The sequence below is a fragment of the Pyxidicoccus trucidator genome, assembly GCF_010894435.1.
GTDB classification, from domain to species: Bacteria; Myxococcota; Myxococcia; order Myxococcales; family Myxococcaceae; genus Myxococcus; species Myxococcus trucidator.
This window is the reverse complement of the sequence record NZ_JAAIXZ010000020.1, coordinates 89,748-111,579: the sequence shown is the minus strand read 5'-3', so window position 1 is coordinate 111,579 and position 21,832 is coordinate 89,748. Positions and strand designations below refer to the sequence as shown.

Here is a 21,832-nt window from a genome sequence, read left to right as displayed (position 1 = left end):
GAGATCAGGACAGATTATGAGAGCCTCGATTGCGAAGGCGCTGCTCCTCGGCGGTGTGTTGCTGGCCGCGACAGCCTCGGCCGACCCGGATGAGTTCGGGCTGGGCACTGGCAGCGTCCCCCTGCTGGTGTCCGCTCCGAACACGGTCATCAACAAGTACGCCCAGCTCGAATCCATGGCCGTGGTTGGCGGGACGAGCGTCCTGGAGGTGGAGACGGTGCAGACCGGGGCTGGCAACAAGCCCAGCGACCGCTTTCCCCAGAACAGCCTGGTGATGGTCATCCAGATGGGCGCCGCGAAACCGGGCACTGGCTCGGACAGCGCCGTGAGCCTCGATAGCGGCGGGATTGGACGCTGGGAGCTGGCGCGTGTCACTGCAGTGCGCGACGACCCCCACAACGACCTCACGCTGGACCGCCAGCTCGTCAATACGTATCCGCCAGCGTGGACGCAGGTTGTCCATGTCCCGCAGTACTCTGCCGTCACCGTCGAAGACGGAGCGAGCCTGGTCGCGGGCACCTGGAATCACGGGGACAAGATGGGCGGCGTCCTGGCCTTTCTGGCTCAGGGCGTGGTCACCCTCGATCTCACCGGAAAGATCAGCGCGGACGGGAAGGGCTTCCTGGGGGCGCCTGGGGAGACGGATGGCGCCAGCAGTCCCCTCACGTGCCTGAGCTCCGCCGCGGGGTCATTGGCGGCCCGGCGCGGCGAAGGGGTGTACATCGACGACTTCGCGGCCACCAGCAGGGGCACGGCCAACATGGCCAACGGTGGCGGCGGTGGCGTGTGCGTGCGCGCCGGAGGTGGCGGTGGCGCCAACGGTGGGTTCGGAGGACGGGGCGGCGATGCCGACACGGCTGGAGCAGGCCTGGGAGGTCTGGGTGGCGCACCGCTGAACAGCGCGGTCCTCTCGGATCGACTGACGCTGGGCGGGGGTGGTGGTGCCGGCCACGGCAGGACCGCCAGTGGAGGCTCGGGCGCCGCCGGAGGTGGCATCATCTTCATCCGCGCTGGCTCCTTGTCCATGGCCACGCAGGCAACGCTCTCCGCTTCAGGCGCGACCCCCGCCCCCACCGCGCAGGGCGCGGGCGGCGGCGGTGGCGGCGGTACCATCCACCTGCGGCTCGGTGGGGCGTCCACGTGCAATGTCATCGAGGCCCGAGGCGGTGCGGGCGGCAACAACACCAATTCCGCCGTCGCCCCCGGTGGCGGTGGCGGCGGTGGCCGGGTGTTCTTCCAGGCCTCTTCGACCACCTGCAATCCCTCCGCGGTGGCGGGGCTGGCGGGTACGACGTCCACCGGAGGCCACTTTGGCGCGGAGCCCACCGCGGCAACCGTGGGAAGCCGGTCCGGGCCGGCGCTCTTCCTGCCGCAGAAGTACGAAGTCCCTCCGGCGCCGGTGGTGACCCAGCCCGTCGATGGCTCCCGGATTGCTCAGCCGCTTCCCGTGTTCAAGGGCACCACCATCCCCTTCGCCCAGGTCCACCTCTTCGTGGACGGCTCGCGCGCCACGCCCCCCAACGCGCCCGTGAGCGCGGACAGCAGCGGCGTCTTCACTTTTACCTACGCGGGGACGCCCCTGGCGGGCCAGCACACGGTGTCGGCCGAGGCCCTCCACCTCGGGGCGAAGAGCGTTCGGAGCGTGGACACCACGTTCACGGTGGACACCGCGGCTCCGACCTTGACCATCTCCAGCTCTCCCGCTGACCCCTCGCGGACGACCACCGCGACGTTCGTGTTCAGCTCGAACGAGACGGGACCGGGTACCCGATTCGAGTGCCAACTGGACGGCCTATACCCGTTCAAGCTCTGCGATAGTCCCTGGGTCTTCACTGCGGCGGACAGATCCACGCCCTACACCGCACGCATCAGGGCCTATGACGCCGCCGGCAATCACGACGAGGAAAGCCATTCGTGGTCGGTGGATTCCACCCCGCCCACCCGGCCCGTGATCGGGGCTCCCTCCGAAGGCGCCCTGGTGGGGACGGACCGGCCCACCTTCTCCGGCACGGTCCCCACTTTCGAGACCGGCCTGACCGTCTCCCTCTTTTTCGACAACAGCCCGACGGCGGCGGAGACCAACATCCCCGTGACGACGGGGGCCAACGGCACGGGCATCTGGTCACGTCAGGTGAGCGTTGCCAATGCGCTGGACAGTGCGCCTCACGTGGTCGTCGCGCTGGTCAGGGACACGGCGGGCAACGAGAGTCCCCTGTCGGCGATCCGCTCGTTCGTCGTGGATACGAACGATCCAGCGGCCCCCTCGATTCTCGCACCCACCGGGCAGTTCGTGAGCAGCACCACGTTCACGGTGGAGGGGACGGCCGAGGCGGGCAGCCTCGTGACGGTCACCGTGACCACGCCGAACGCACAGCAGCAGACCGTCACGCTGGATACGGAGACGGACGAGGCGGATGCCTCGGGCGTGTGGAGCGTGAGCATGAACATCGCCGACGCGCTCTCCGTCGACGGCGCCATCCTCACGCTGAAGGCCAACGCCCGCGATGACGCCGATCCCGTCAACGTGTCGGTGGACGCCACGGCTACCTTCACGCTGGACCTCCTGGGGCCGACTGTCACCATCGACACCAGGCCGGACGACCCGACAAACGTGAACGTGGCCGTCTTCACCTTCCACGCCTCGCAGGGCGACTCTGTCTTCGGGTGCGGATTCGATCCTGAGGGTCCCTTCTCGCCGTGCGTGTCGCCACACGCGGTCGAGGTGACGGAGGAGGAGGAGCACGAGTTCTGCGTGCAGGCGACGGACCCCGCTGGCCACCCCTCCGCCTCCGCCGCGTGCTACCAGTGGGAGTTGGACAAGCAGGGGCCGCCCGCGCCAGTGGTGCTGACTCCGGACGAGGATGATCCTCCAACGCAGGACGTGCGCCCCTTGTTCAGCGGAACGGCGGTGGCTGGCAGCATCATCCACCTCTACGTCGACGGCATGCCCGAGTCGTCGGACCCCGCCGTGGTGGTGGCGACCGGCGGGAACGGGGACTGGACCGCTCGTCCAGCGACGGCCCTGGGGCCTGGCTTCCACGTGCTCACGGTCACCGCCACGGAACCGGCGGGCAATGTCAGTGAGTTCTCGCAGGCCCGGGGCTTCACCGTGGATACGCAGGCACCGGACGCACCGGTCATCCTTGCGCCTACGCCAGGCCAGGCCCTCGATACGGCCACCCCGGTCTTCAGTGGCACGGCCGAGCCGGGGGCGGCGGTGGTCGTCAGCGTCGACGGCAGTGGCACCCCGCTTGGCGAGGCCGTGGCGAACGCCTGGGGTGCCTGGACCTTCACGACTCCCGCCGCGGATGACCTCGACGACGGTCCCCACTCGGTCACCGCCCGTGCCCGGGACCGGTCCGGCCGGCCCGGTCCGGCGAGCGAGGCCCTGTCGTTCAGCGTGGACACGGTGAATCCCGTTGTCCCGACGTTCAACCTGCCTCCCGCGCGCACCAACGATTCCACCCCGCTCATCACGGGCGGCGCGGAGCGCGGGACGACCGTCACCGTTTTCATCGACAACGTGCAGGTCGGGACGGACATCGCGGACCCGACGACGGGCAACTGGGACGTCACGCCCGTGGTGCAGATCTCCGACGGGACGCATCGGGCCACGGCCATGGTCCGCGACGCGGCTGGACGCCCGAGCCCGCTCAGCCAGGCGCGGGAGTTTGTCGTGGACACCACTGCGCCTGGCAAGCCGGTCATCACGGTGCCCGCCGCCGACACCTACGTGGTCGTCGTGAGGCCCCGTATCGCAGGCCGAGCAGAGGCCTTGGCGACCGTCACCATCGAGGTCGATGGGGTCTTTGTCGGGACGGCCCAGGCCAATGCTGGGGGGGACTGGAACCTGGCGGCAACCACGGTGGACCTGGCCCCGGGCCCCCGTACCGTGACCGCCTTCGCCACGGATGGAGAGGGCAACATCGGAGCGCACTCGGATCCCCCGATTCGCTTCACCGTGGACGCCGTTGCACCCGCGGCGCCCGTCGTGCTGAGCCCTGCGTCGGGCTCCTACGTGGCGACGACCTCGCCCACCGTCTCCGGGACCGCGGAGGCGGGAAGCACGGTGACGGTCTTCATCCGCGGCGTGGCTGCTGGGACGACCACCGCCGTGGGCGGAAGCTGGAGCCTCCGGGTTGCCGGGCCGCTCGCCCAGGAGAGCTACACGGTAAGCGCGCAGGCGACGGATCGCGCCGGTAACTCGGCGCCCAGCTCCGTTTCCGCGGCCCACTCGTTCACGGTCGACACGGAGGCTCCCGACACGCAGCTCATCTCGGGCCCGCCGCTGGTGAGCAGCTCGACCACCGCGACGTTCGTCGTCAGGGCACGGAACTCGGTGACGCAGGCCGTCGATGGCTCGGTCGTCGAGTTCCAGGTGAGCCCTGATGGCCGGCCGTTCATTCGCTGCGTGCTGCCAACACCCGTCGGCAGCGACTGCGTGATGGCGCGCAACCCGGCGCCCCAGGACGACACCTTCAGCCTCACCCTGGAGGACTTCGCCATCAGGCAGGAGCACAGCGTGCTGATCAGCGCGCGCGACCTGGCGGGAAACCAGGACCCGACGCCGGCTTCATACGCCTGGCGCGTGGTCGATGGCAGGCTGACCATTGGCATCAAGTTCGGTCCAGACCCCATTACCAATGACAACACCTCGACCTTCGTCTTCGAGTCGGAGCGGCCGGGTGCCATCTTCACCGGCAGCGTCGGTACCACCGACGGGGGTGTACCCGAGAACTTCCGGGTCGAGAGTGGGCAGGACACCATCACCTTCCCCATCCCCGACGGCGGGGCGCCGGATGGTGGCGGGGCCGTGCTTGCAGACGGTGAATATGAGCTGACCGTCAGGGCCGAGAACCCTGACAACTCGGCTGACGTCACGAGCTACACCAACCGCCGGTGGACGATCGACACGCAAAAGCCCGCGCGGCCCACGCTCACGGTCGATGGGCGGCTGGTGGGCAGCACCGTACGAGTGAACACCTCGAACCCGACCTTCCGCGGCATGGCCGAGCGGAATGGCACGGTCCTGCTCTTCAACAACATCAAGGTGGGTGAGACGGTCGTCGATGGCCAGGGGCAGTGGTCCCTCCTGTTGCCCACGGGGCTCGCCCAGGGCACGTACACCTTTACGGCGCAGGTGCGGGACCCTGCCACGAACACCAGCGACCCCGCGACGAGCCCGACGTTCGTCATCGACACGGACAAGCCGACGGTGGGCGTGGTGGAGCATCCGCCAGCGCAGACGAACTCGCAGACCGCGCGCTTCACGTTCTCCAAGTCCGAGGACGTGGAGGCCTTCGAGTGCAGCGTCGACAATGCGCCGTTCGCGGTGTGCGGGAGCAACGACAACCCGACAGCGCAGTTCGACAACCTGTTGGAGGGGCAGCACAACCTCGCCTTGCGGGCACGGGACCTGGCGGGGAATGAGACCGCGTCGGTGGTCAACTACCCGTGGCGCGTGGACCGGACCCCCCCGGTGGTGACCCTCTCGGTGAAGCCGCCGGAGCACTCCGGCAGCGCTGACGCCCGCTTCGAGTTCTCGGCGGACGAGCCCCTGGTGACCTTTCAGTGCGCCATCGATGCGTCGAACTTCGACGAGTGCTCGCAGAGGGTGGAGCGCACCGGGCTGGAGGACCGCTCCTACGTCATCCGGGTCACCGCGCGGGATGCGGCGGGGAACACGTCATTGGATCCGGTGGAGTACCAATGGACCGTGGATACGCGGCGACCGGACGTGCCCGTTCTGGAATCCCCGCGGGCGGGACTGTCCGTGGGCAGCCGCAATCCTCTGTTCCGGGGACTGGCCGAGCCGAACAGCACGGTAACCGTGCTCGTGGACGGTGACCCCGTCGCGTCGACACAGGTCACCAGCAGCCTGGGCCAGTGGGAGGTTGCCTCGCAGGTGGCGCTCGACGAGACCGACCACACCGTGCGCCTTGTCACCGTGGACCGCGCGAACAACAGCAGTGACCGCTCGGAGGAGGTGGGCTTCTTCGTGGACGTGACGGGTCCGAATACCGTCATCGAGTCCGGACCCGAAAGCCGCATCCGCAGCACCTCGGCCACCTTCACGTTCTCTTCGGAAGAGGGAGCCACCTTCGAGTGCAGCCTGAACCGGGGCGCCTACGACGCATGCCCCCCGGATGGTGTGTTCAGCGGGCTGGAGGAGGGCGGCCAGTCGCTCGAGGTCCGGGCAAAGGATGCGGCCGGCAACCCGGATCCGAGTCCTGCCACGTACTCCTGGCGCGTGTACCTGGGCAGCGACATCCGGACGCGCGGCGGCGGCTTGAGCTGCTCGTCCACGGAGGGCGGTAGTGGTGCCTCCCTGGCCCTCCTGGGGCTGGGTGGGCTGGTTCTCCTGGGTGCCCGTCGTCGGCGCCAGTAGGCGCGGGCGGGGCGGCGTCTCCCTTCGGGAGTGATGTCGCCCCGCCACCCGTTGTCGGAATGCGTGCTTGCGTTGGCCAGGTACTTCGGCTACTTGTCCGGCGTCACAGGCAGTCTGCGCGATTAGCTCAGCTGGATAGAGCGTTGGCCTCCGGAGCCAAAGGCCACAGGTTCGAATCCTGTATCGCGCGCAGTGAGAGGGCCCGGAACCGGTGGAAGTTTCCATCGGTTCCGGGCCCTTTCTTTTTCTGACCGTGGCAGCCCGGCCGGCCGGCCGGCTCGCGAGCACGCGGGGGCCTTCTGGACCCGGTCGGGTGCCGACATTCAGGTGCTTTCCCGTCCCGAGGGGCACATCCCCGGGGTGGACTTGTCCGGAGCCTCGGCGTCCGGTATTCGGGTCTGTTTCCCGTGCTGCCCGGCTTCCGGGCGGAAGCGGGAGAGTCATGAAGAGCCGCATCAATGTGTACGTACCGGCGTTGCTCGTGCTGGTGAGCGCCCTCGTGGGTGGTTGCGGTGGGTCCGTCGAGGAGCCCCCGGACAATCGCCAGCCGGGGGCTTCCTTCGACGCGCCCGACGCGCCCACGCAGGTGGTGGTGACGCCGGGGGATGGGCAGGTGACGGTCTCCTGGACGGTGCCCGCCTTCAACGGAGGCAAGGACATCACTGGCTACACCGTCCGTGCGCTGGAGGGCGGGACGGTCCGCGGGGATGCGAAGGTGTCTGGCGCCACGACGTCCGCCACCGTGGGGGGCCTGACCAACGGCGTGGCCTACACCGTCACGGTGACGGCCGAGAACGTCGTGGGGACCCGGGAGTCCGCTCCCTCCGTGGCGGTCGTCCCGCGCAAGGCCTTGGGGCGCCCCCGCGACATCCGCGCGACCCCGGGCAACCAGCAGGTGACGTTGAATTGGACGGCGCCCGAGGACACCGGGCTTGCCCTGTCCGCGTACACGGTGACGGTGCGCTCCGGGGAGACGGTGGTGACGACCCAGCAGACCTCGGACAACTTGTTGACCCTGACGGGGCTCACCAATGGCACGCCGTATGGGTTCATCGTCCAGGCCTCGAACGGCGACGGACAAGGGCTGGCTGCGGAGGCTGTCATGGCCACGCCGAGGACGGTCCCCAGCGCGCCCGTGCTGGCTGGCCTCAGCCCGAGTGACCGCAGGATCATCGTCTACATCATCGCCTCGGAGAGTGATGGTGGCAGTCCCATCACCTCCTACAGGGTGAACCTGCGTGGGGTCTCCGGCGAGGGGAACCTCACGTTCGAGGCTCCCCCCACCAGTGAGAGGGAGTTCCAGGTCGAGGCTACCGGGCTGCGGAATGGCGTCGAATATGAGGTCACCGTCACGGCCATCAACGAGGCGGGGGCCTCCACCTCCGAAGCGGTGACGACCTCGGCGACGACGACTCCGGGGCCACCCAGGGACTTCCGCGCTCAGATCGTGGATGGGAGGCTCACCCTGACCTGGGAGTTCCCGGAGGATAATGGCGGGCGTGACGTTTCGGGGTGCCGGCTGACGAAGAACAACCCGGATGGGTCCTTCGACATGGGCAGGACGACGACCCTGTCGATGACCCCGCGCGCCGACACGACCTATACCTTCACCCTGCGCTGCTACAATCTGGTGGGCGACGGCGAAGTGGTGACGCTCGAAGTCTCGTCCTGACCGATTCCCGTCACGCTTCCACCTGCTCCGGAGGCCGCGGCAGGTGGAAGCGCACGGTGCGCACGCGGCGGGGCGAGGACTCCAGCACCTCCAGCACCAGCCCGCCCTCCGTCGGGAGCTTCGTCCCCGGCTCTGGAATGGCGCCGCCGGACAGGGCGATGCACAGGCCCGCAACCGTCGAGTAGTCCTGGTACTCGTCCAGCTCCAGCCCCAGCTCGCGGTTGACGTCGCGCAGCGCCGCCTGGGCCTGCACCAGCGCGGTGGTGGGGCTCTCGCGCTTGACCAGCTCCTCCGGCGTCTCGGACTCGCTGAGGATGTCGCCGACGAGCTCCTCCACCAGGTCCTCCACCGTCACCAGTCCCACCACGCCGCCGCGCTCGTCCACCACCACCGCGAGCTGCATGCGCCGCTTCTGCAGCTCCTTCAGCGCGTCCATGGCCCGCATGGACTCCACGAGGAAGAAGGGTGGCCGCATCACGTCCTCGAGGACGATGAGGTTTCCCTCCCACGCCACGCCGAGCAGGTCCTTGGCGATGACGTAGCCGACGATGTTGTCCATCGCGCCCTCGTACACCGGCATGCGCGAGTGGCCGTGCTCCAGCAGCACTTGGCGAATCTCCTCCGCGTTCGAGTGCCGCCGCAGGGCGATGATGCGCTCGCGCGGCACCATCAGCTCGCCCAGCGTCAGGTCGCCCATCTCGAAGGCCCGCGAGGCAATCTCCCCCGCGCGAGGGTCCACCGTGCCGTGCTTCGTGGCCTCCTCCACCAGCTGCTGCAGCTCCTCCGCGGACAGCCGCCCTTCCGTGAAGTTCGTCCTGTCCCCGAACAGCCGCAGCACCACGTTGGAGCTGGCCGTGAGGAACCACACCACCGGCTGCATCAGCCAGGACAGCCCATGCAGGGGCCGGCCGATGAACAGCGCGTAGCGCTCGCCCGCGCGCAGGGCGAGCGACTTGGGCACCAGCTCGCCCAGCACCAGCGACAGGTAGGAGACGAAGGCCACCACCGCCGCGAGGGCGACGTCGTCCGCCTGTTGCTCCGGCACCCCCAGGCCCGCCAGCACACCGCCCAGCCGGGTGGCCATGCTGGCGCCGCCGAAGGCCGCCGCCGTGGCGCCGATGACGGTGATGCCGATCTGCACCGTGGCGAGGAAGCGCTCCGGGTCTCCCCTCAGCTTCTCCACCGACTTCGCCGAGGTGCTGCCCTCGTCGATCAGCTCCCGCAGCCGCGTCCGCCGCAAGGAGAGGACCGCCAGCTCTGCCCCGGCGAAGACGCCGTTGGCGAGAACCAGCAGCAGGATGACGATGAGCTCTGTGACGATGATGGCCCTCCTTTCAGGGGGCCTCTACCCTAACCGCCGACGGCCGGCCGCTCACTCCCCAAGTGACTGCAAGAGGAGAGACAGTTGATCCCGGCTCGCGCCCTTGGGCAGGTAGTAATGCGGCCCGGACAGCAGCGCGCTGCCCACGTCCTGCGCCGCCGCCGACGTGAGGAACACGATTCGGGGGTGGGGGCCGCGCGGCAGCCGTTCGACCACCTCCAGCCCGCTCATGCCCGGCATGTTGAGGTCCAGCAGCATCACCCCATAGCGGTCGCCCCGCCTCAGGGTGTCCAGGGCCTCCTGCCCATCCGCGGCCTCGAAAGTCTCATAACCGAGGTCCTCCAGGCTGAGTCGGAGAAACTCCCTCCAGTCCGCGTCGTCATCGACGACCAGGACCTTGCGTGTACCGTCATCCGTTGCGAGTCGCGCCAATCATCCTCCCCCGACAGGAGATGAACGCCACTGAAGTGCTCCATCATTCACACCAGGCGGTGAACTGGCGCTCGCGGGGAGAGCGGGCAGGCAGGCGCTAGAACAGCGCGATGCCGAGCTGGCCGACCAGATATTGCAGCGCGGGGCGCACGTTGTGGCTCGCCGTGCGGGGCCGCTGCGACAGCGCCGCCCGGCACCACGCCGGCACGCCGTGCAGCCGGCCACCCGAGTGACGGAACACCCGGAAGCGCCCCAGGTCCGTGGAGCTGCCCGCGTTGTAGATGCGCAGCGGCCGCGCCGCGCCCGTGTCCAGCAGCCGCTCGCGGGGCAGGTGCCGGTGGCCATGCAGCACCAGGTCACACCGTCCCTGGAGGCGCGCCACCCACTCCGCGCCCAGGGGCAGCTCCGCCGCGTGGGGCCAGCCCAGCATCGACGCCAGCCGCTCCGGGAAGCTCTCCTCGGGCAGCGGCAGGATGTGGTGGTGCACCAGCACCGCCGTCAGCGTCTTGCGCGGGGCCCGGGCCAGGGCCGCGTCCACCGCGTCCAGCTCGGCGTGCGTCAGCACCCCGTGGCTCGCGAAGTAGTTGCGGTTGTGCGGGCCGGTGGAGTCCACGCACACCAGGTACAGCCCCGGCTGCTCCACCACGCGCACCTTCTGGCCGTCCATCCACTGGCTGCCGGCGTCGTCGCCGGGCCGGTCATGGTTGCCGGGGATGAAGGTGAGTCGGCCGGCGTCCAGCAGCGGCGCGAAGAGCTCGCGGAAGCGCCGGTACTCGACGTTCGTGCCCTGGTGCGTCAGGTCTCCCGTCACCACCACATGGTCCACGCTGGTGGCCAGGAGTGCCGCCACCAGGGCGCGGCCCGAGGCATCGCTCTCGGGGGTGAGGTCCAGGTGGAGATCCGACAAGTGCGCCAGCGTCCGGATGGCCATGCCCTTGAGATAGGCATTCCGTGCGGCGACATCAGGTCCTTCTGGTGAATGGGCGGCAAGAGATGCGCAACAGCCCCGCGTCAGCTCGCGAGATCGCCCGCCAGCAACGCCTCGCCCGCGTCGAGCGTGCGCTCCGGAACAGAAGCGGGCGCGCGCGGCGGCACCAGGCGGGTGCCGGCGGCCACGCGCAGCTTCGTGCCGCGCCAGTCCACCGTGCGAAAGAAGACGCCGTGCCACCAGGTGAGGAAGAGCAGCGCGTCCTTGACGAGCACACCCGGCACCGCGTCCCACGACAGCGACTCCTGCCGCAGCGCGCGACAGGTGGCCAGGTCCACCGCCACCTTGCCCACCGCCACCGCCATGGCCACCATGCCCGTCGTGGGGGAGGGGAAGAGTAGCGCGCCCAACAGGGCGAGCGGCACCGGGTTGAGCAGCGACTGGGCCAGGTACGTGGACGGGGACACCGCGGTGCGGTGGATGACGCTCCAGCGCAGGTAGCGCTGGAAGAAGGCCTTCACGCTCTTGCGCAGCGACACGTTGAACACCGGCGTGCGCGCCACCACCACCCGCCGGCCCAGCTTGCGCGTCACCCACTGGCCGATGACGTAGTCCTCCGCCAGCACGTCCTTCACGGCGAAGAAGCCGCCCATCGCGTCCACGTCCTCGCGCCGCAGCGCCATGGACTTGCCCACGACGATGTCCTGCCCGGCGAGGCGCTTGGCGGCAATCATCCCCGCCGCCGCGCTGGAGGCCAGGTAGAGGTTGTCCAGCAGCGAGCCGAAGCTGCGCTCCCCCAGGCCCGCCACCGGGTGCGTCACGCAGCCCACCGACGGGTCCGCGAAGGCCGCGGCCAGCTCCTCCAGGTAGCCCGCCGACACGCGCGTGTTGCTGTCGCTGATGACCAGGATGTCGAAGCGCGCCCGGTCCGCCAGCGTGACGAGCTGGTTCACCTTCGGGTTCAGCCCCGGCGCTCCCTCCTGCACCTCCAGGCGCATGACGCCCGGCCACCGCGCCACCGCCGCCCGAGCCACCGCGAAGGCCGAATCCCTCACGTCCTTCACGCCCAGCACCACCTCGTAGGCGCCCGCGTAGTCCAGCCGGGCGAACAGCTCCAGGCTGGCCTCCAGGTCGTCGTCCACGCCGCACAGCGGCTTGAGGATGGAGATGCCGGGCCGGGGCGCGCCCACGGGCAGCAGGGGCGCGACGTCACGCCGGTGCCGCAGCACCAGGAGGTACTGGATGACCAGGGCGGTGAGGCCGAAGCAGGCGGCGAGCAGCAGGAGGCCGGAGGCGGGCAGCATTCGCGGGAAGTCCCCGAAGTCGGCGCGCGGTCATCGCGCGACCTGGGTTCCACGCTAGAGGGGCCTCGCGGCAGGACGGCGAAGGGCTCGCGGCGGCCGGGACAACTCTCGGTGACGGCGCGGTGAAGCCGCGCCCGCCTACTCGGTCAGGTTGCGGCTGCGCGGGTGGCGGATGTCCTTGCCGCGCACCATGTAGACCACCATCTCCGCCACGTTCATCGCGTGGTCGCCGATGCGCTCCAGGTGCTTGGCGATGAACATCAGCGCCGTGGCCCGGCGGATGTTCTTCGAGTCCTCCATCATGTACGCGAGGAGCTCGTTGAAGATCTTCAGGAAGAGGGCGTCCAGCAAGTCGTCCCCCTGGAGCACCTCCTCCGCCTTGTTCACGTCGCCGGAGACGAAGGCGTCCAGGGACTTCTTCACCTGCTGCTGGGCCAGCTCCGCCAGCCGCGGCGTGTCCACGTAGGGGGCCAGCGGGGGGACCTGGTTCAGGTCCATGGAGCGCTCGGCGATGTTCACCGCCAGGTCGCCAATGCGCTCCAGGTCGGTGACAATCTTGAGCGCGGTGGTGATGAGGCGGAGGTCACTGGCGGCCGGCTGGCGCAGGGCGAGGATGCGACGGCACAGCTCGTCGATCTCCACCTCCAGGCGGTTGACGTCCTTGTCCGCCGCGACGACCTTCTCCGCGAGCGGGCTGTCGCGCTCGGTGAGGGCCTTCATGCTCTGGGCGATGAGGTTCTCCACCTTGGCCCCCATCGCGAGGAGCTTCTCACGCAGGTCCCTCAGGTCCTGCTCGAAGGCCTTGTCCGTATGGGTCGCCGCCATCTCCCGTGTCCCTTCTTCCGCTCTTCCGCTCACCCGAACTTCCCGGTGACGTAGTCCTCGGTACGCTTCTCGTGCGGGTTGGTGAAGATCTGCTCCGTGGCCCCGCATTCCACCAGTTCGCCCATGTAGAAGAAAGCCGTCCTGTCGGACACCCGGGCCGCCTGCTGCATGTTGTGGGTGACGATGGCGATGGTGTAGTGCGCCTTCAGCTCGTGGATGAGCTCTTCGATTTTCGCGGTGGCGATGGGGTCCAGCGCGCTGGCGGGCTCGTCCATCAGCAGCACCTCGGGCTCCACGGCCATGGCGCGGGCGATGCACAGGCGCTGCTGCTGGCCGCCGGACAGGCCGAGGGCGCTCTCGTTGAGGCGGTCCTTCACCTCTTCCCAGAGGGCCGCGCCGCGCAGGGACTTCTCCACCCGCTGGGCCAGCTCCGTCTTGTCCTTCATTCCCCCCACGCGCAGGCCGTAGGCCACGTTCTCGAAGATGCTCTTGGGGAAGGGGTTGGACTTCTGGAACACCATGCCCACGCGCCGACGCAGGTCCACCACGTCCACGCTGCGGTCGTTGATGTCCGTGTTGTCCAGCAGGATGGTGCCCGTGTGGTTGGTGCCCGGAATCAGGTCGTTCATCCGGTTGAGCGCGCGCAGGAAGGTGGACTTGCCGCAGCCGGACGGGCCGATGAGGGCGGTGACGCGCCGCTCGAGGATGGCGAGGGAGACCTTGTTGATGGCCGGCTTGGTGCCGTAGCGCAGGGTCAGCTCCCGCGCCTCCATCTTCGCGCGCGGGGTATGGGGCTGGAGGGACATGGGTGGCGTACCGTCAGTGGGCGCCAGCGGCCTTGCGGCGCGTTCGCGTCCGGATGATGACCGCGACGAGGTTGAGGGCGAAGGTGAGCAGCAGCAGCACCAGCACCGTCGCATACAGCAGCGGGCGGGTGGCCTCCACGTCCGGCGACTGCGTGGCCAGCACGTACGTGTGGTAGCCCAGGTGCATGAACTGGGAGTTGAGCTGGCTCGGCAGGTCGGGGAGGAAGTAGGCCGCGCCCGTGAAGAGGATGGGAGCCACCTCGCCCGCGCCGCGGGAGATGGCCAGCACGGCGCCGGTGAGGATGCCCGGCAGCGCGCCTGGCAGCACCACCCGGATGAGCGTCTGGGACTGGGTGGCGCCCAGCGCGAGGCTGGCGGTGCGGTGGTCCAGCGGCACCGCGCGCAGCGCTTCCTCGGTGGCGACGATGACCACCGGCAGCGTCAGCACCGCCAGGGTGAGCGACGCCCAGAGGATGCCCGGCTGCGCCCAGTGCAGCTCCTCGTAGCCCAGCATCCGGTCCATGCCCCGGCCGACGAAGAGGATGAAGAAGCCCAGGCCGAAGAGGCCGAAGACGATGGAGGGCACGCCCGCCAGGTTCACCACGGCCACGCGCACCCAGGCCGCCAGGCGCGAGCCCGGCGGGGCGTACTCGTGGAGGTAGACGGCGGTGAGCACGCCCACCGGCATCACCGCCAGCGTCATCAGCAGGGTGAGGGCCGCGGTGCCGACGATGGCGGGGAAGATGCCGCCGCCCATCATCCCGTCGCTCGGCGGCTGGGAGAGGAAGGTCCAGGTGACGTGGCTGGCGCCGTTGGCGACCACGTCCAGGAGGATGAGGGCCAGCATGCCCACCATGAGGAAGGCGGCCAGACCCGTGAGCGTCGTGAGGAACAGCCCCACCGCGCGGCGCGTGGCGTACGTCACGAGGCACTCCCCGTCAGGCGCTTGATGACCTTCTTCGTCCAGGCGGACGCCAGCATGTTGAGGACGAAGGTGAAGATGAACAACTGCACGCCGATGAAGAAGAGGATGGAGTAGTGCGGGCTGCCCACCACCACCTCGCCCATCTCCGCGGCGATGGTGGCCGACAGCGAGCGCACCGAGTCCCCGAGGTTGGCGGACACAATCGCCGCGTTGCCGGAGGCCATCAGGATGATCATCGTCTCGCCGATGGCGCGCCCGAAGCCCAGCACGCACGCGGCGAGGATGCCGGGGGCCGCCGCGGGGAGCACCACCTTCCACGCCGTCTCCCAGGGGGTGGCGCCCAGCGCCAGGGACGCCTCGCGGTAGCTGCGAGGCACCGCGGTGAGCGAGTCCTCGGCCACCGTGAAGATGACGGGGACGATGGCCAGCGCCAGGCCCAGGCCCGCCACCACCGCGTTGAGCCGGGTGTTGAGGCCGAAGGTGTCTTGCAGGAAGGTGGCCATCACCATCAGCGCGAAGAAGCCCAGCACCACGGAGGGGATGCCGGCGAGCAGCTCGATGACGGGCTTGAGCAGCTCGCGCAGGCGGCGGGGGGCGAACTCGGCGGCGTACAGCGCGCCGAAGACGCCCACCGGCACGGCCACCAGCATGGAGACGGCGGTGGTCTTCAGCGTCCCGATGAACAGCGGAATCATGCTGACCTTCGGGACATTGGAGACCGGCTGCCAGGTGAACGTGGCGGGGCGGCCCACCCGCGCCACCTGGGGCAGGAACATCTTGGAGAGGCTGGCCTCGTGGCGCGCCTCGGCCTCCGTGAAGAGCGCCAGCGCCTCCTTGGCCACGAAGACGAGGATGAGGACGAGGGCGGCGATGCCGGTGAAGGCCATCAGCGTGATGAACCCCGCGATGACCTTCTCCCGGAGCTGACGGCGGCGCGCCGCCGGTGAAAGCATTGGCACCGCCATGGTTTCCGTGAGGCCCTGCTGCATGGTCGCCTGTCTATCCATAGTGCGTCAGGGCCTCGCGTGACATTCGTGTGACGGCGAAGTGGGGACTACTTCACGGGGAAGTAGCCGACCTTGGTGACGACGGCCTGCCCCTCGGGCGACAGGGCGAAGTCGATGAAGGCCTTGACCTCGGAGGCGGGCTTGTTGCGCAGGTAGAAGTACAGGTTGCGCGACAGCGGGTACTTGCCCGTCTTGATGTTGTCGGCGCTGGGGGCAATCTCCTCGTTGCCCTTCTTGACGTTCAGCTCCTTGATGCCCTTGGCATAGGCGGCGCCGCCGTAGCCGATGCCGTGCTTCTCCTTGGCGACGGCGTTCACCACCGCGGCGGTGCCGGGCAGCGTCTGGGCGGAGGAGGTGTAGTCCTCACCGTCGAGCACGTTGTCCTTCACGAACACGTAGGTGCCGGAGGAGTTCTCACGGGAGTAGACGACGATGGCCGCGTCCGGGCCCCCCACTTCCTTCCAGTTGGTGATGTCACCCAGGTAGATGCCGCGCAGCTGCTCCAGGGTGAGGGCCGTCACGGGGTTGCCCGCGTTGACGTAGAAGGTGACGCCATCCTTGGCCACCGCAATCTCCTCACCGGTGGTGTTGTAGCGGGCGCGCAGCTTCTTGCTCTCGGCGTCCTTCATCTCCCGGCTGGACATGGCGATGTCCGTGGTGCCGTTCTGGAGGGCCGCGAGGCCCGTGCCGGAGCCGCCGCCGGTGACCTGGACCTTGGTGGCGGGCGCCTTCTTCATGAACTCCTCGGCCCAGCGCTGCCCGAGGATGACCATGGTGTCCGAGCCCTTGACGGTGACGGTGCCCGCCCGCGCTGCCACCGGCAGGGCCACCAGCAGTACCGCGACGAGTGACTTGAGGAAGGTCTTCATGGTGTGAATCTCTCCGAAATGAAGCGTGGCGGGCCTAGTAGCGGGCCTGGAGCTGGAAGGTCAGCAGGTTGTCGTGGGGGTCCTCGGCGGCGCCCGGAGCGGCCGTCATCGGCAGCTCGTAGGCGAGGGTGGCCTTGAGGTTCTCCGAGAAGTGGTGGAGCAGGGCGACGGCGAGGGTGCCCACCGCGTTGTTGCTCCCGGGCTTGCCGTCGGCGGTCTCGAGGTTGGGCTGGCCATTCTCCGGGTCGAAGTAGTCGTAGCGGACGGCGACGGCGTTCGTCAGGCTCACGTTCTGCACCACCAGCCCGTACCAGCCGCTCGCCGGCACGCCGAGCTGCTCGACCTTCGTGCCCCCCGAGCTGCGCCAGTACGAGTTGCCCTTGATGTACTCGGCCTTGATGGAGGTGCCGCCGAAGGGGAGCACGTCCAGGTAGAGCTGCGCGTCCAGCGCGACGCGGTTGCGGTCATACGCGACGCGGTAGGTGTCCGTGGGGCGGCGGCCCAGCGAGTGGCCGTACCAGCCGGAGATGCCGCCGGACAGCCACTTCAGGTCGAAGCCGGCGCGGCCGATGATGTCCTTCTCCTTGTCATTGTCCGAGCCGATGAAGCCCTGGTTGAAGAGGCCATCGCCGTCGAACACGCCGACATCGATGGTCATCCTCCCCTTGAGGAACTCACCGGAGAACTTCGCGCCGCGGTCCCGCTCGTCGGGGAGGAAGGCGCGCACCACGCGTGTGCGCTCGGGAATCTCGCGGTCGCTGGAGGACTGCACTGCCTCGAAGCCGAAGGGCCACTTCATCTGACCCAGGGTGAGGGAGAGCTTCTTCTTCATCCCCGGGACGTAGAACGTGGCCTCCGCGTCGCGGACCGTCACGCCGGTGTCGGGCACCGCGTCGATCTGCAACATCATCTGCGCCCAGTCCGTGGTGTACGTGGTCTTGAGCCGGCCCCGGCGCACGGTGAAGCGGCTGAAGCCGCCCGCGCCGGTGTCGTCCAGGCTCTCCTGGTACTGGTAGCGGGCCTGGACATAGCCCGACAGCTTCAGCTTCGTGAGCGCGGACAGGACCGTCTGGGTCTCCGCGTTCTGCTCCTCCAGGGAGGTGACCTTGCCCTCCGCGTTCGTCATCCGCTCGTCGAGGGAGGGCTCCTCGGGGGCGGCGGGGGCGGGCTGGGACTCGGCGGCGGGTGCGTCAGGGGGCGCGTCCGACGCTGGCGGCTCGGCCTGCTGCGCCAGGGCCGGGGCGGCGGTGAGGGTGAGGATCGCGAGGAGGGTGTTCCGCATGAAGAGGGGGGCTCCGGAGGAAGACGGTCACGCTTCTATGGGGAGTCTGTGTCCGCATGAGGGCCGGTCTGTGACATCGGCGCAACGACGTCACTCCACGGAGGGGTTCATGATTCGGTAGCCGACACCACGAACCGTCTCCAGCAGCGCCCTCGCGGGGCCCAGCTTGTCGCGCAGGCGCATGACGTGGGTGTCGATGGTGCGCGTCTCCAGCGAGGAGGACAGGCCCCAGACCTCCTCGAGGAGCTGCTCCCGGGTCTGCACCCGCCCGAGCCGGGCCAGCAGGTGCTCGAGCAGGCGGAACTCGAGGGCGGTGAGCGAGACTTCCTTGTCCTCGACGTAGAAGCGGTGAGCGCCCACGTCCAGCCGCAGGGGGCCCAGCGCCAGTGGGGCCGCCCGGTCCTGGGGCGGGCCGCTGCGCCGGAGGATGGCCTTGAGGCGCAGTACCAGCTCCCGCACGCTGAAGGGCTTCACCACGTAGTCGTCCGCGCCCACCTCGAAGCCGCGGATGCGGTCCGACTCCTCGCCCTTGGCGGTGAGCATGACGATGAGCACGCCGCGCGACTGCGCGCTCGCCCGCAGGTTGCGGCACACGTCGATGCCGGACATGTCCGGGAGCATCAGGTCCAGCAGCACCAGCTCGGGAGGACGCTCGCGCGCCGCCGTCAGCGCCGCCTCTCCGGTGAAGGCCAGGTGGGTGGTAAAACCGGCACCGCGCAGGTTGAAGTCAATCAGCTCGGCGAGGTCGCGTTCGTCGTCGACGATGAGGACATGGGACATGACAGGTCCTCACTGTGCGCGCGCCGATTTTCACCCGCGTGACGCATCTGCAACAACTTCGTGAGGTCCATGGGGCATTGGGACGTGTAGGGGCCGCCGGGTCCGTGTAGATCTCCGGTACCCACCATGGAGCAGCCCAGCCCGCCCGCGCCCTCGTCGCCTCCCGTCCCCTCGCTGACCCCCACTCCCGGAGAGCTGGCGCACGCGCAGCGGCGGGGCGGCCGCTCCGCGCTGCTCGGCCTGGGCCTGGTGGGGCTGGTCGCGCTGACGAGCCCCGTCCTGGGCTACCTGGAGGACGTGCGCAACGCGCGCGAGGAGTTGCTGGCGCACCTGTCCGACACGGCCCAGGTGCAGGCGGACGCCCTGAGCGTCCACCTGGGGGTGCTGGAGGCGGAGCTGGCCCGCGTCTCGGGCCACCCCGCGCTCCACCCGGAGGACGGCACCTCTCCGGCGGAGCAGGCGCTGCTCGACAGCGCCTTCTACCACTCGTCCCTCTTCTCCGAGGGCGTGGCCCTGCTCGGGCCCGAGGGGCAGCGGCTGTGGAGCGACCCGCCCGGCATGTCCCTGGGGGACTCGCCGGTGACGAACCGGGCCTGGTTCCGTCGGATGGTGGAGCGGAACGCACCGGAGATTGACCTGCTCGAGCTCGAGGGCGGGCCGCTCGTGATTGCGGTGCCCATGGTGACGGATGGCCGGCTCCGCGGCGTCCTCGTCGGAGAGGTCCGGGCCGGGGCCCTGCCCACGCGGACCACGACGGGCACCACCCAGCTGTTGATGAATGCGCGCGGGCGGTTCCTGCTGCCCTCGTCCCGGAGCACGGGCCAGCCCGACACCTCCGAGCAGCTGCGAGCGCTCGCGGACGACCCGGGGCCGCTGAACCTCTTCGGCACCCAGGTGGTGGGCGCGGCGGCCTGGGTGGGAAAGAGCGGGCTGCTGCTGGTGGTGCTGGAGGAGGAGACCGCCACGGCGGACCTGCGCGCGCGGTTCCTCCGGCAGCTCGCCTTCCACATCGCCCTGCTCAGCAGCACCCTGGTGCTGCTCATCCTCCTGCTGCGCCACTCCTACCGCTCGCTGCTCGCGGCCGAGGAGCGGCTGCGCCGGCAGGAGACGATGGCGGCGCTGGGCACGGCCGCGGCGCTCATCGCCCACGAGGTGAAGAACGCCCTCAACGGCATCCAGGCCGCGCTCACCGTGCTCCGTCACACTCCAGCGGGCAGTGAGCTGCCCGTGCGGGCGCTGCGCTCGCAAATCGAGCGCCTGGGGCACCTGGCGCGCTCGCTGCTGTCGTTCGGTTCTCCCCGGGCCGCCATGCGCCGGAGCTGCGAGCTGCGGCTGCTCGTGCAGGACGCGCTGCAGGCGGTGAGCCTGCTGCCCGAGTCGGAGACGGTGGACCTCAAGACGTCGCTGGAGGAAGGGCTGATGGTGCAGGGGGACGCGGCGCTGCTGGTGTCCGCCATCGACAACCTGGTGCGCAACGCGGTGGAGGCGGGCGCGGTGGCGCGGGACACGGGGCTGCGGCCCGAGCCGTGGGTGTCCGTGAGCCTGACGCGGGAGGACAACGAGGGCGTGCTGGTGGTCGAGGACAACGCGGGAGGCGTGGACCCCACGCTGGAGCCGCGCCTGTGGGAGCCCTTCGCCACCGGGAGGGCCAAGGGCATCGGCCTGGGGTTGCCCATGGCCCGTGCCTCCGTCGAAGCTCACGGAGGAAGCCTGACGTATCTCCGTCGTCCGCAGGGCAGCCGCTTCACGCTGCGGCTGCCCCTGGAGCGTGCCTGATGAGTACCCATCTGTTGCTCGTGGACGACGACCGGACCTTCGCCGCGCTGGCCGCGTCGGTGCTGCGTCAGGAGGGCTTCCGGGTGACGATGGCCCACTCGCTCCATGATGCCCGCGCGGCGCTCGCCCGCGAGGCCCCGGACGTGGTGGTGCTGGACCGGCGCCTGCCGGATGGGGACGGCATCGACTTCGTCCCCGAGCTGCGCACCCAGTTCCCGGACACCGCCGTCCTGCTGGTGACGGCGCACGGCGACATCGCCAACGCGGTGGAGGCCATCCGGGCGGGCGCGCGCGACTACCTGTCCAAGCCGGTGGAGCTGGACGACCTGGTGCTGCGCGCGCGCCGGGCCGCCGCGGACCTGCACCTCCACGAGCGGCTGCGGCAGGCGGAGAGCGAGCTGGGTGGCAAGCACCGCGTCCTCCGGCCCCGCTCCCCGTCGATGGTGGCCGCGCTCCAGATGCTGGAGCGCATCGCGACCGCGCCGCGCAGCACGGTGCTGCTGCTGGGCGAGACGGGCGTAGGCAAGGAGGTGATTGCCCGCCACCTGCATGCACTCCAGGGAGGGCAGGGGCCCTTCGTCCACGTCAACTGCGCGGCGCTGCCGGCGACCATGGTGGAGAGCGAGCTGTTCGGGCACGAGCGCGGGGCCTTCACCGACGCGCGCGCGGCCCGGCGCGGCCTGGTGGAGGTGGCGAATGGCGGGGTGCTCTTCCTGGACGAGGTTGGCGAGCTGCCGCTCGGACTCCAGGCCAAGCTGCTCACCTTCCTGGACCAGGGCGCCTTCCGTCGCCTGGGAGGCACCGCCGAGCTGCACAGCACCGCGCGCGTGGTGGCAGCCACCAATCGAGACCTCACCCGCGAGGTTGCCGAGGGCCGCTTCCGCGAGGACCTCTACTTCCGCCTGAGCGTCTTCCGGGTGGACATCCCACCGCTGCGGGAGCGGCGCGAGGACGTGATGCCGCTGGCGGAGTCGCTGGTGGCGGAGCTGTGCGCCGAGCTGGGACGCAGGCCCGTGGGCTTCACGCCCGCCGCCCGCAAGCGACTGGAGCGCTACCCCTTCCCGGGCAACGTGCGTGAGCTGCGCAACGTGCTGGAGCGCGCGCTGGTGCTCGAGCCGGGGCCCGCCCTGGAGCTCCAGGCCCTGGAGCCCCGCGGAGACGCCACGCCGGCCCTGCCGGACCCGGACGCGTTCATGGTGGGCGGCCCGCCCCGCCCGCTGGAGGAGGTGGAGCGCCTCTACGTGCGCCACGTCCTGTCCCAGCTCGACGGCCGGCGAATGGAGGCCGCCCGGGCGCTTGGCCTCTCGTACCCCACCTTCCTCCGCCGTCTGGGTGAGGAATAGGCCCGTCGCTTCCTTCCGGAAGTGAACGGGTATTCAAGATTCTTTAAGTCCCCCGGCGGGCACTTCAAGAAGCTTTCATCGCCGCCTGCCCTCCGCCGGCGCCGCCCCCTCTGACGCGAGGGGCCAGCGCGTCGGCATGCATGTTGCGAAGCCCCACGTGCTCAGCGTGCGCCA

At 69.7% G+C, this 21,832-nt stretch carries 15 protein-coding genes and 1 tRNA gene; 5 read left to right on the top strand and 11 right to left on the bottom strand.

The window, feature by feature from the left end; genetic code table 11:
• Positions 1 to 16: 16 nt before the first annotated feature.
• From agmC to G4D85_RS39500, 3 genes are all read left to right on the top strand, one after another.
• A complete protein-coding gene (gene agmC, locus G4D85_RS39510; protein WP_164019414.1) occupies positions 17 to 6,388 on the top strand; it encodes an adventurous gliding motility protein AgmC in 6,372 nt (2,123 codons plus the stop codon).
• Positions 6,389 to 6,504: 116 nt separating this feature from the next.
• Positions 6,505 to 6,578, top strand: a tRNA-Arg gene (locus G4D85_RS39505).
• 252 nt (positions 6,579 to 6,830) lie between these two features.
• The gene (locus tag G4D85_RS39500) at positions 6,831 to 8,060 is read left to right on the top strand and encodes a fibronectin type III domain-containing protein (RefSeq protein WP_164019413.1); all 1,230 of its coding nucleotides are present in this window, start codon (positions 6,831 to 6,833) and stop codon (positions 8,058 to 8,060) included.
• A gap of 10 nt (positions 8,061 to 8,070) precedes the next feature.
• Here the strand turns inward: G4D85_RS39500 and G4D85_RS39495 are convergent, their stop codons facing one another.
• From G4D85_RS39495 to G4D85_RS39445, 11 genes are all read right to left on the bottom strand, one after another.
• On the bottom strand, positions 8,071 to 9,354 hold the full coding sequence (locus tag G4D85_RS39495) for a hemolysin family protein (protein ID WP_164019490.1): 1,284 nt from the start codon (positions 9,352 to 9,354) through the stop codon (positions 8,071 to 8,073).
• Positions 9,355 to 9,432: 78 nt separating this feature from the next.
• Positions 9,433 to 9,813 carry a response regulator gene (locus G4D85_RS39490; protein WP_164019412.1) on the bottom strand — a complete coding sequence of 127 codons (381 nt, stop codon included), beginning with the start codon at positions 9,811 to 9,813 and terminating at the stop codon, positions 9,433 to 9,435.
• 97 nt (positions 9,814 to 9,910) lie between these two features.
• Complete coding sequence (locus G4D85_RS39485; RefSeq protein ID WP_164019411.1) at positions 9,911 to 10,744, bottom strand: metallophosphoesterase family protein; 834 nt, start codon at positions 10,742 to 10,744, stop codon at positions 9,911 to 9,913.
• An 80-nt stretch (positions 10,745 to 10,824) separates the two neighbouring features.
• The gene (locus G4D85_RS39480; RefSeq protein WP_164019410.1) at positions 10,825 to 12,045 is read right to left on the bottom strand and encodes a glycosyltransferase; all 1,221 of its coding nucleotides are present in this window, start codon (positions 12,043 to 12,045) and stop codon (positions 10,825 to 10,827) included.
• A 138-nt stretch (positions 12,046 to 12,183) separates the two neighbouring features.
• Entirely contained in the window at positions 12,184 to 12,870 is a 687-nt protein-coding gene (phoU, locus tag G4D85_RS39475; protein WP_164019409.1) for a phosphate signaling complex protein PhoU, read from the bottom strand.
• 29 nt (positions 12,871 to 12,899) lie between these two features.
• On the bottom strand, positions 12,900 to 13,643 hold the full coding sequence (gene pstB / locus G4D85_RS39470) for a phosphate ABC transporter ATP-binding protein PstB (RefSeq protein ID WP_240359778.1): 744 nt from the start codon (positions 13,641 to 13,643) through the stop codon (positions 12,900 to 12,902).
• A gap of 46 nt (positions 13,644 to 13,689) precedes the next feature.
• Positions 13,690 to 14,601, bottom strand: a complete 912-nt coding sequence (gene pstA, locus G4D85_RS39465; protein ID WP_164019407.1) for a phosphate ABC transporter permease PstA — start codon at positions 14,599 to 14,601, stop codon at positions 13,690 to 13,692.
• On the bottom strand, positions 14,598 to 15,590 hold the full coding sequence (pstC, locus tag G4D85_RS39460) for a phosphate ABC transporter permease subunit PstC (protein WP_240359773.1): 993 nt from the start codon (positions 15,588 to 15,590) through the stop codon (positions 14,598 to 14,600). The genes pstA and pstC overlap by 4 nt, the downstream gene beginning before the upstream one ends.
• A 65-nt stretch (positions 15,591 to 15,655) precedes the next feature.
• Positions 15,656 to 16,477: a phosphate ABC transporter substrate-binding protein gene (locus G4D85_RS39455; protein WP_164019405.1), complete on the bottom strand. Its 822-nt coding sequence runs from the start codon at positions 16,475 to 16,477 to the stop codon at positions 15,656 to 15,658.
• A 34-nt stretch (positions 16,478 to 16,511) separates the two neighbouring features.
• Positions 16,512 to 17,759, bottom strand: coding sequence for a porin (locus G4D85_RS39450; protein WP_164019404.1), 1,248 nt, complete (start codon positions 17,757 to 17,759; stop codon positions 16,512 to 16,514).
• A 90-nt stretch (positions 17,760 to 17,849) separates the two neighbouring features.
• A complete protein-coding gene (locus G4D85_RS39445) occupies positions 17,850 to 18,539 on the bottom strand; it encodes a response regulator (RefSeq protein WP_164019403.1) in 690 nt (229 codons plus the stop codon).
• A gap of 126 nt (positions 18,540 to 18,665) precedes the next feature.
• On the opposite strand from G4D85_RS39445, the gene G4D85_RS39440 reads away from it, so the two are divergent.
• Complete coding sequence (locus G4D85_RS39440) at positions 18,666 to 20,315, top strand: sensor histidine kinase (RefSeq protein ID WP_164019402.1); 1,650 nt, start codon at positions 18,666 to 18,668, stop codon at positions 20,313 to 20,315.
• Positions 20,315 to 21,658, top strand: a complete 1,344-nt coding sequence (locus tag G4D85_RS39435) for a sigma-54-dependent transcriptional regulator (protein ID WP_164019401.1) — start codon at positions 20,315 to 20,317, stop codon at positions 21,656 to 21,658. The genes G4D85_RS39440 and G4D85_RS39435 overlap by 1 nt, the downstream gene beginning before the upstream one ends.
• The last annotated feature ends 174 nt before the right edge of the window (positions 21,659 to 21,832 follow it).

Coding starts and splice junctions, on each gene's coding strand:
- agmC (WP_164019414.1), top strand. CDS start 17: ATGAGAGCCTCGATTGCGAAGGCGCTGCTCCTCGGCGGTGTGTTGCTG.
- G4D85_RS39500 (WP_164019413.1), top strand. CDS start 6,831: ATGAAGAGCCGCATCAATGTGTACGTACCGGCGTTGCTCGTGCTGGTG.
- G4D85_RS39485 (WP_164019411.1), bottom strand. CDS start 10,744: ATGGCCATCCGGACGCTGGCGCACTTGTCGGATCTCCACCTGGACCTC.
- G4D85_RS39480 (WP_164019410.1), bottom strand. CDS start 12,045: ATGCTGCCCGCCTCCGGCCTCCTGCTGCTCGCCGCCTGCTTCGGCCTC.
- phoU (WP_164019409.1), bottom strand. CDS start 12,870: ATGGCGGCGACCCATACGGACAAGGCCTTCGAGCAGGACCTGAGGGAC.
- pstB (WP_240359778.1), bottom strand. CDS start 13,643: ATGGAGGCGCGGGAGCTGACCCTGCGCTACGGCACCAAGCCGGCCATC.
- pstC (WP_240359773.1), bottom strand. CDS start 15,590: ATGCAGCAGGGCCTCACGGAAACCATGGCGGTGCCAATGCTTTCACCG.
- G4D85_RS39455 (WP_164019405.1), bottom strand. CDS start 16,477: ATGAAGACCTTCCTCAAGTCACTCGTCGCGGTACTGCTGGTGGCCCTG.
- G4D85_RS39450 (WP_164019404.1), bottom strand. CDS start 17,759: ATGCGGAACACCCTCCTCGCGATCCTCACCCTCACCGCCGCCCCGGCC.
- G4D85_RS39445 (WP_164019403.1), bottom strand. CDS start 18,539: ATGTCCCATGTCCTCATCGTCGACGACGAACGCGACCTCGCCGAGCTG.
- G4D85_RS39440 (WP_164019402.1), top strand. CDS start 18,666: ATGGAGCAGCCCAGCCCGCCCGCGCCCTCGTCGCCTCCCGTCCCCTCG.
- G4D85_RS39435 (WP_164019401.1), top strand. CDS start 20,315: ATGAGTACCCATCTGTTGCTCGTGGACGACGACCGGACCTTCGCCGCG.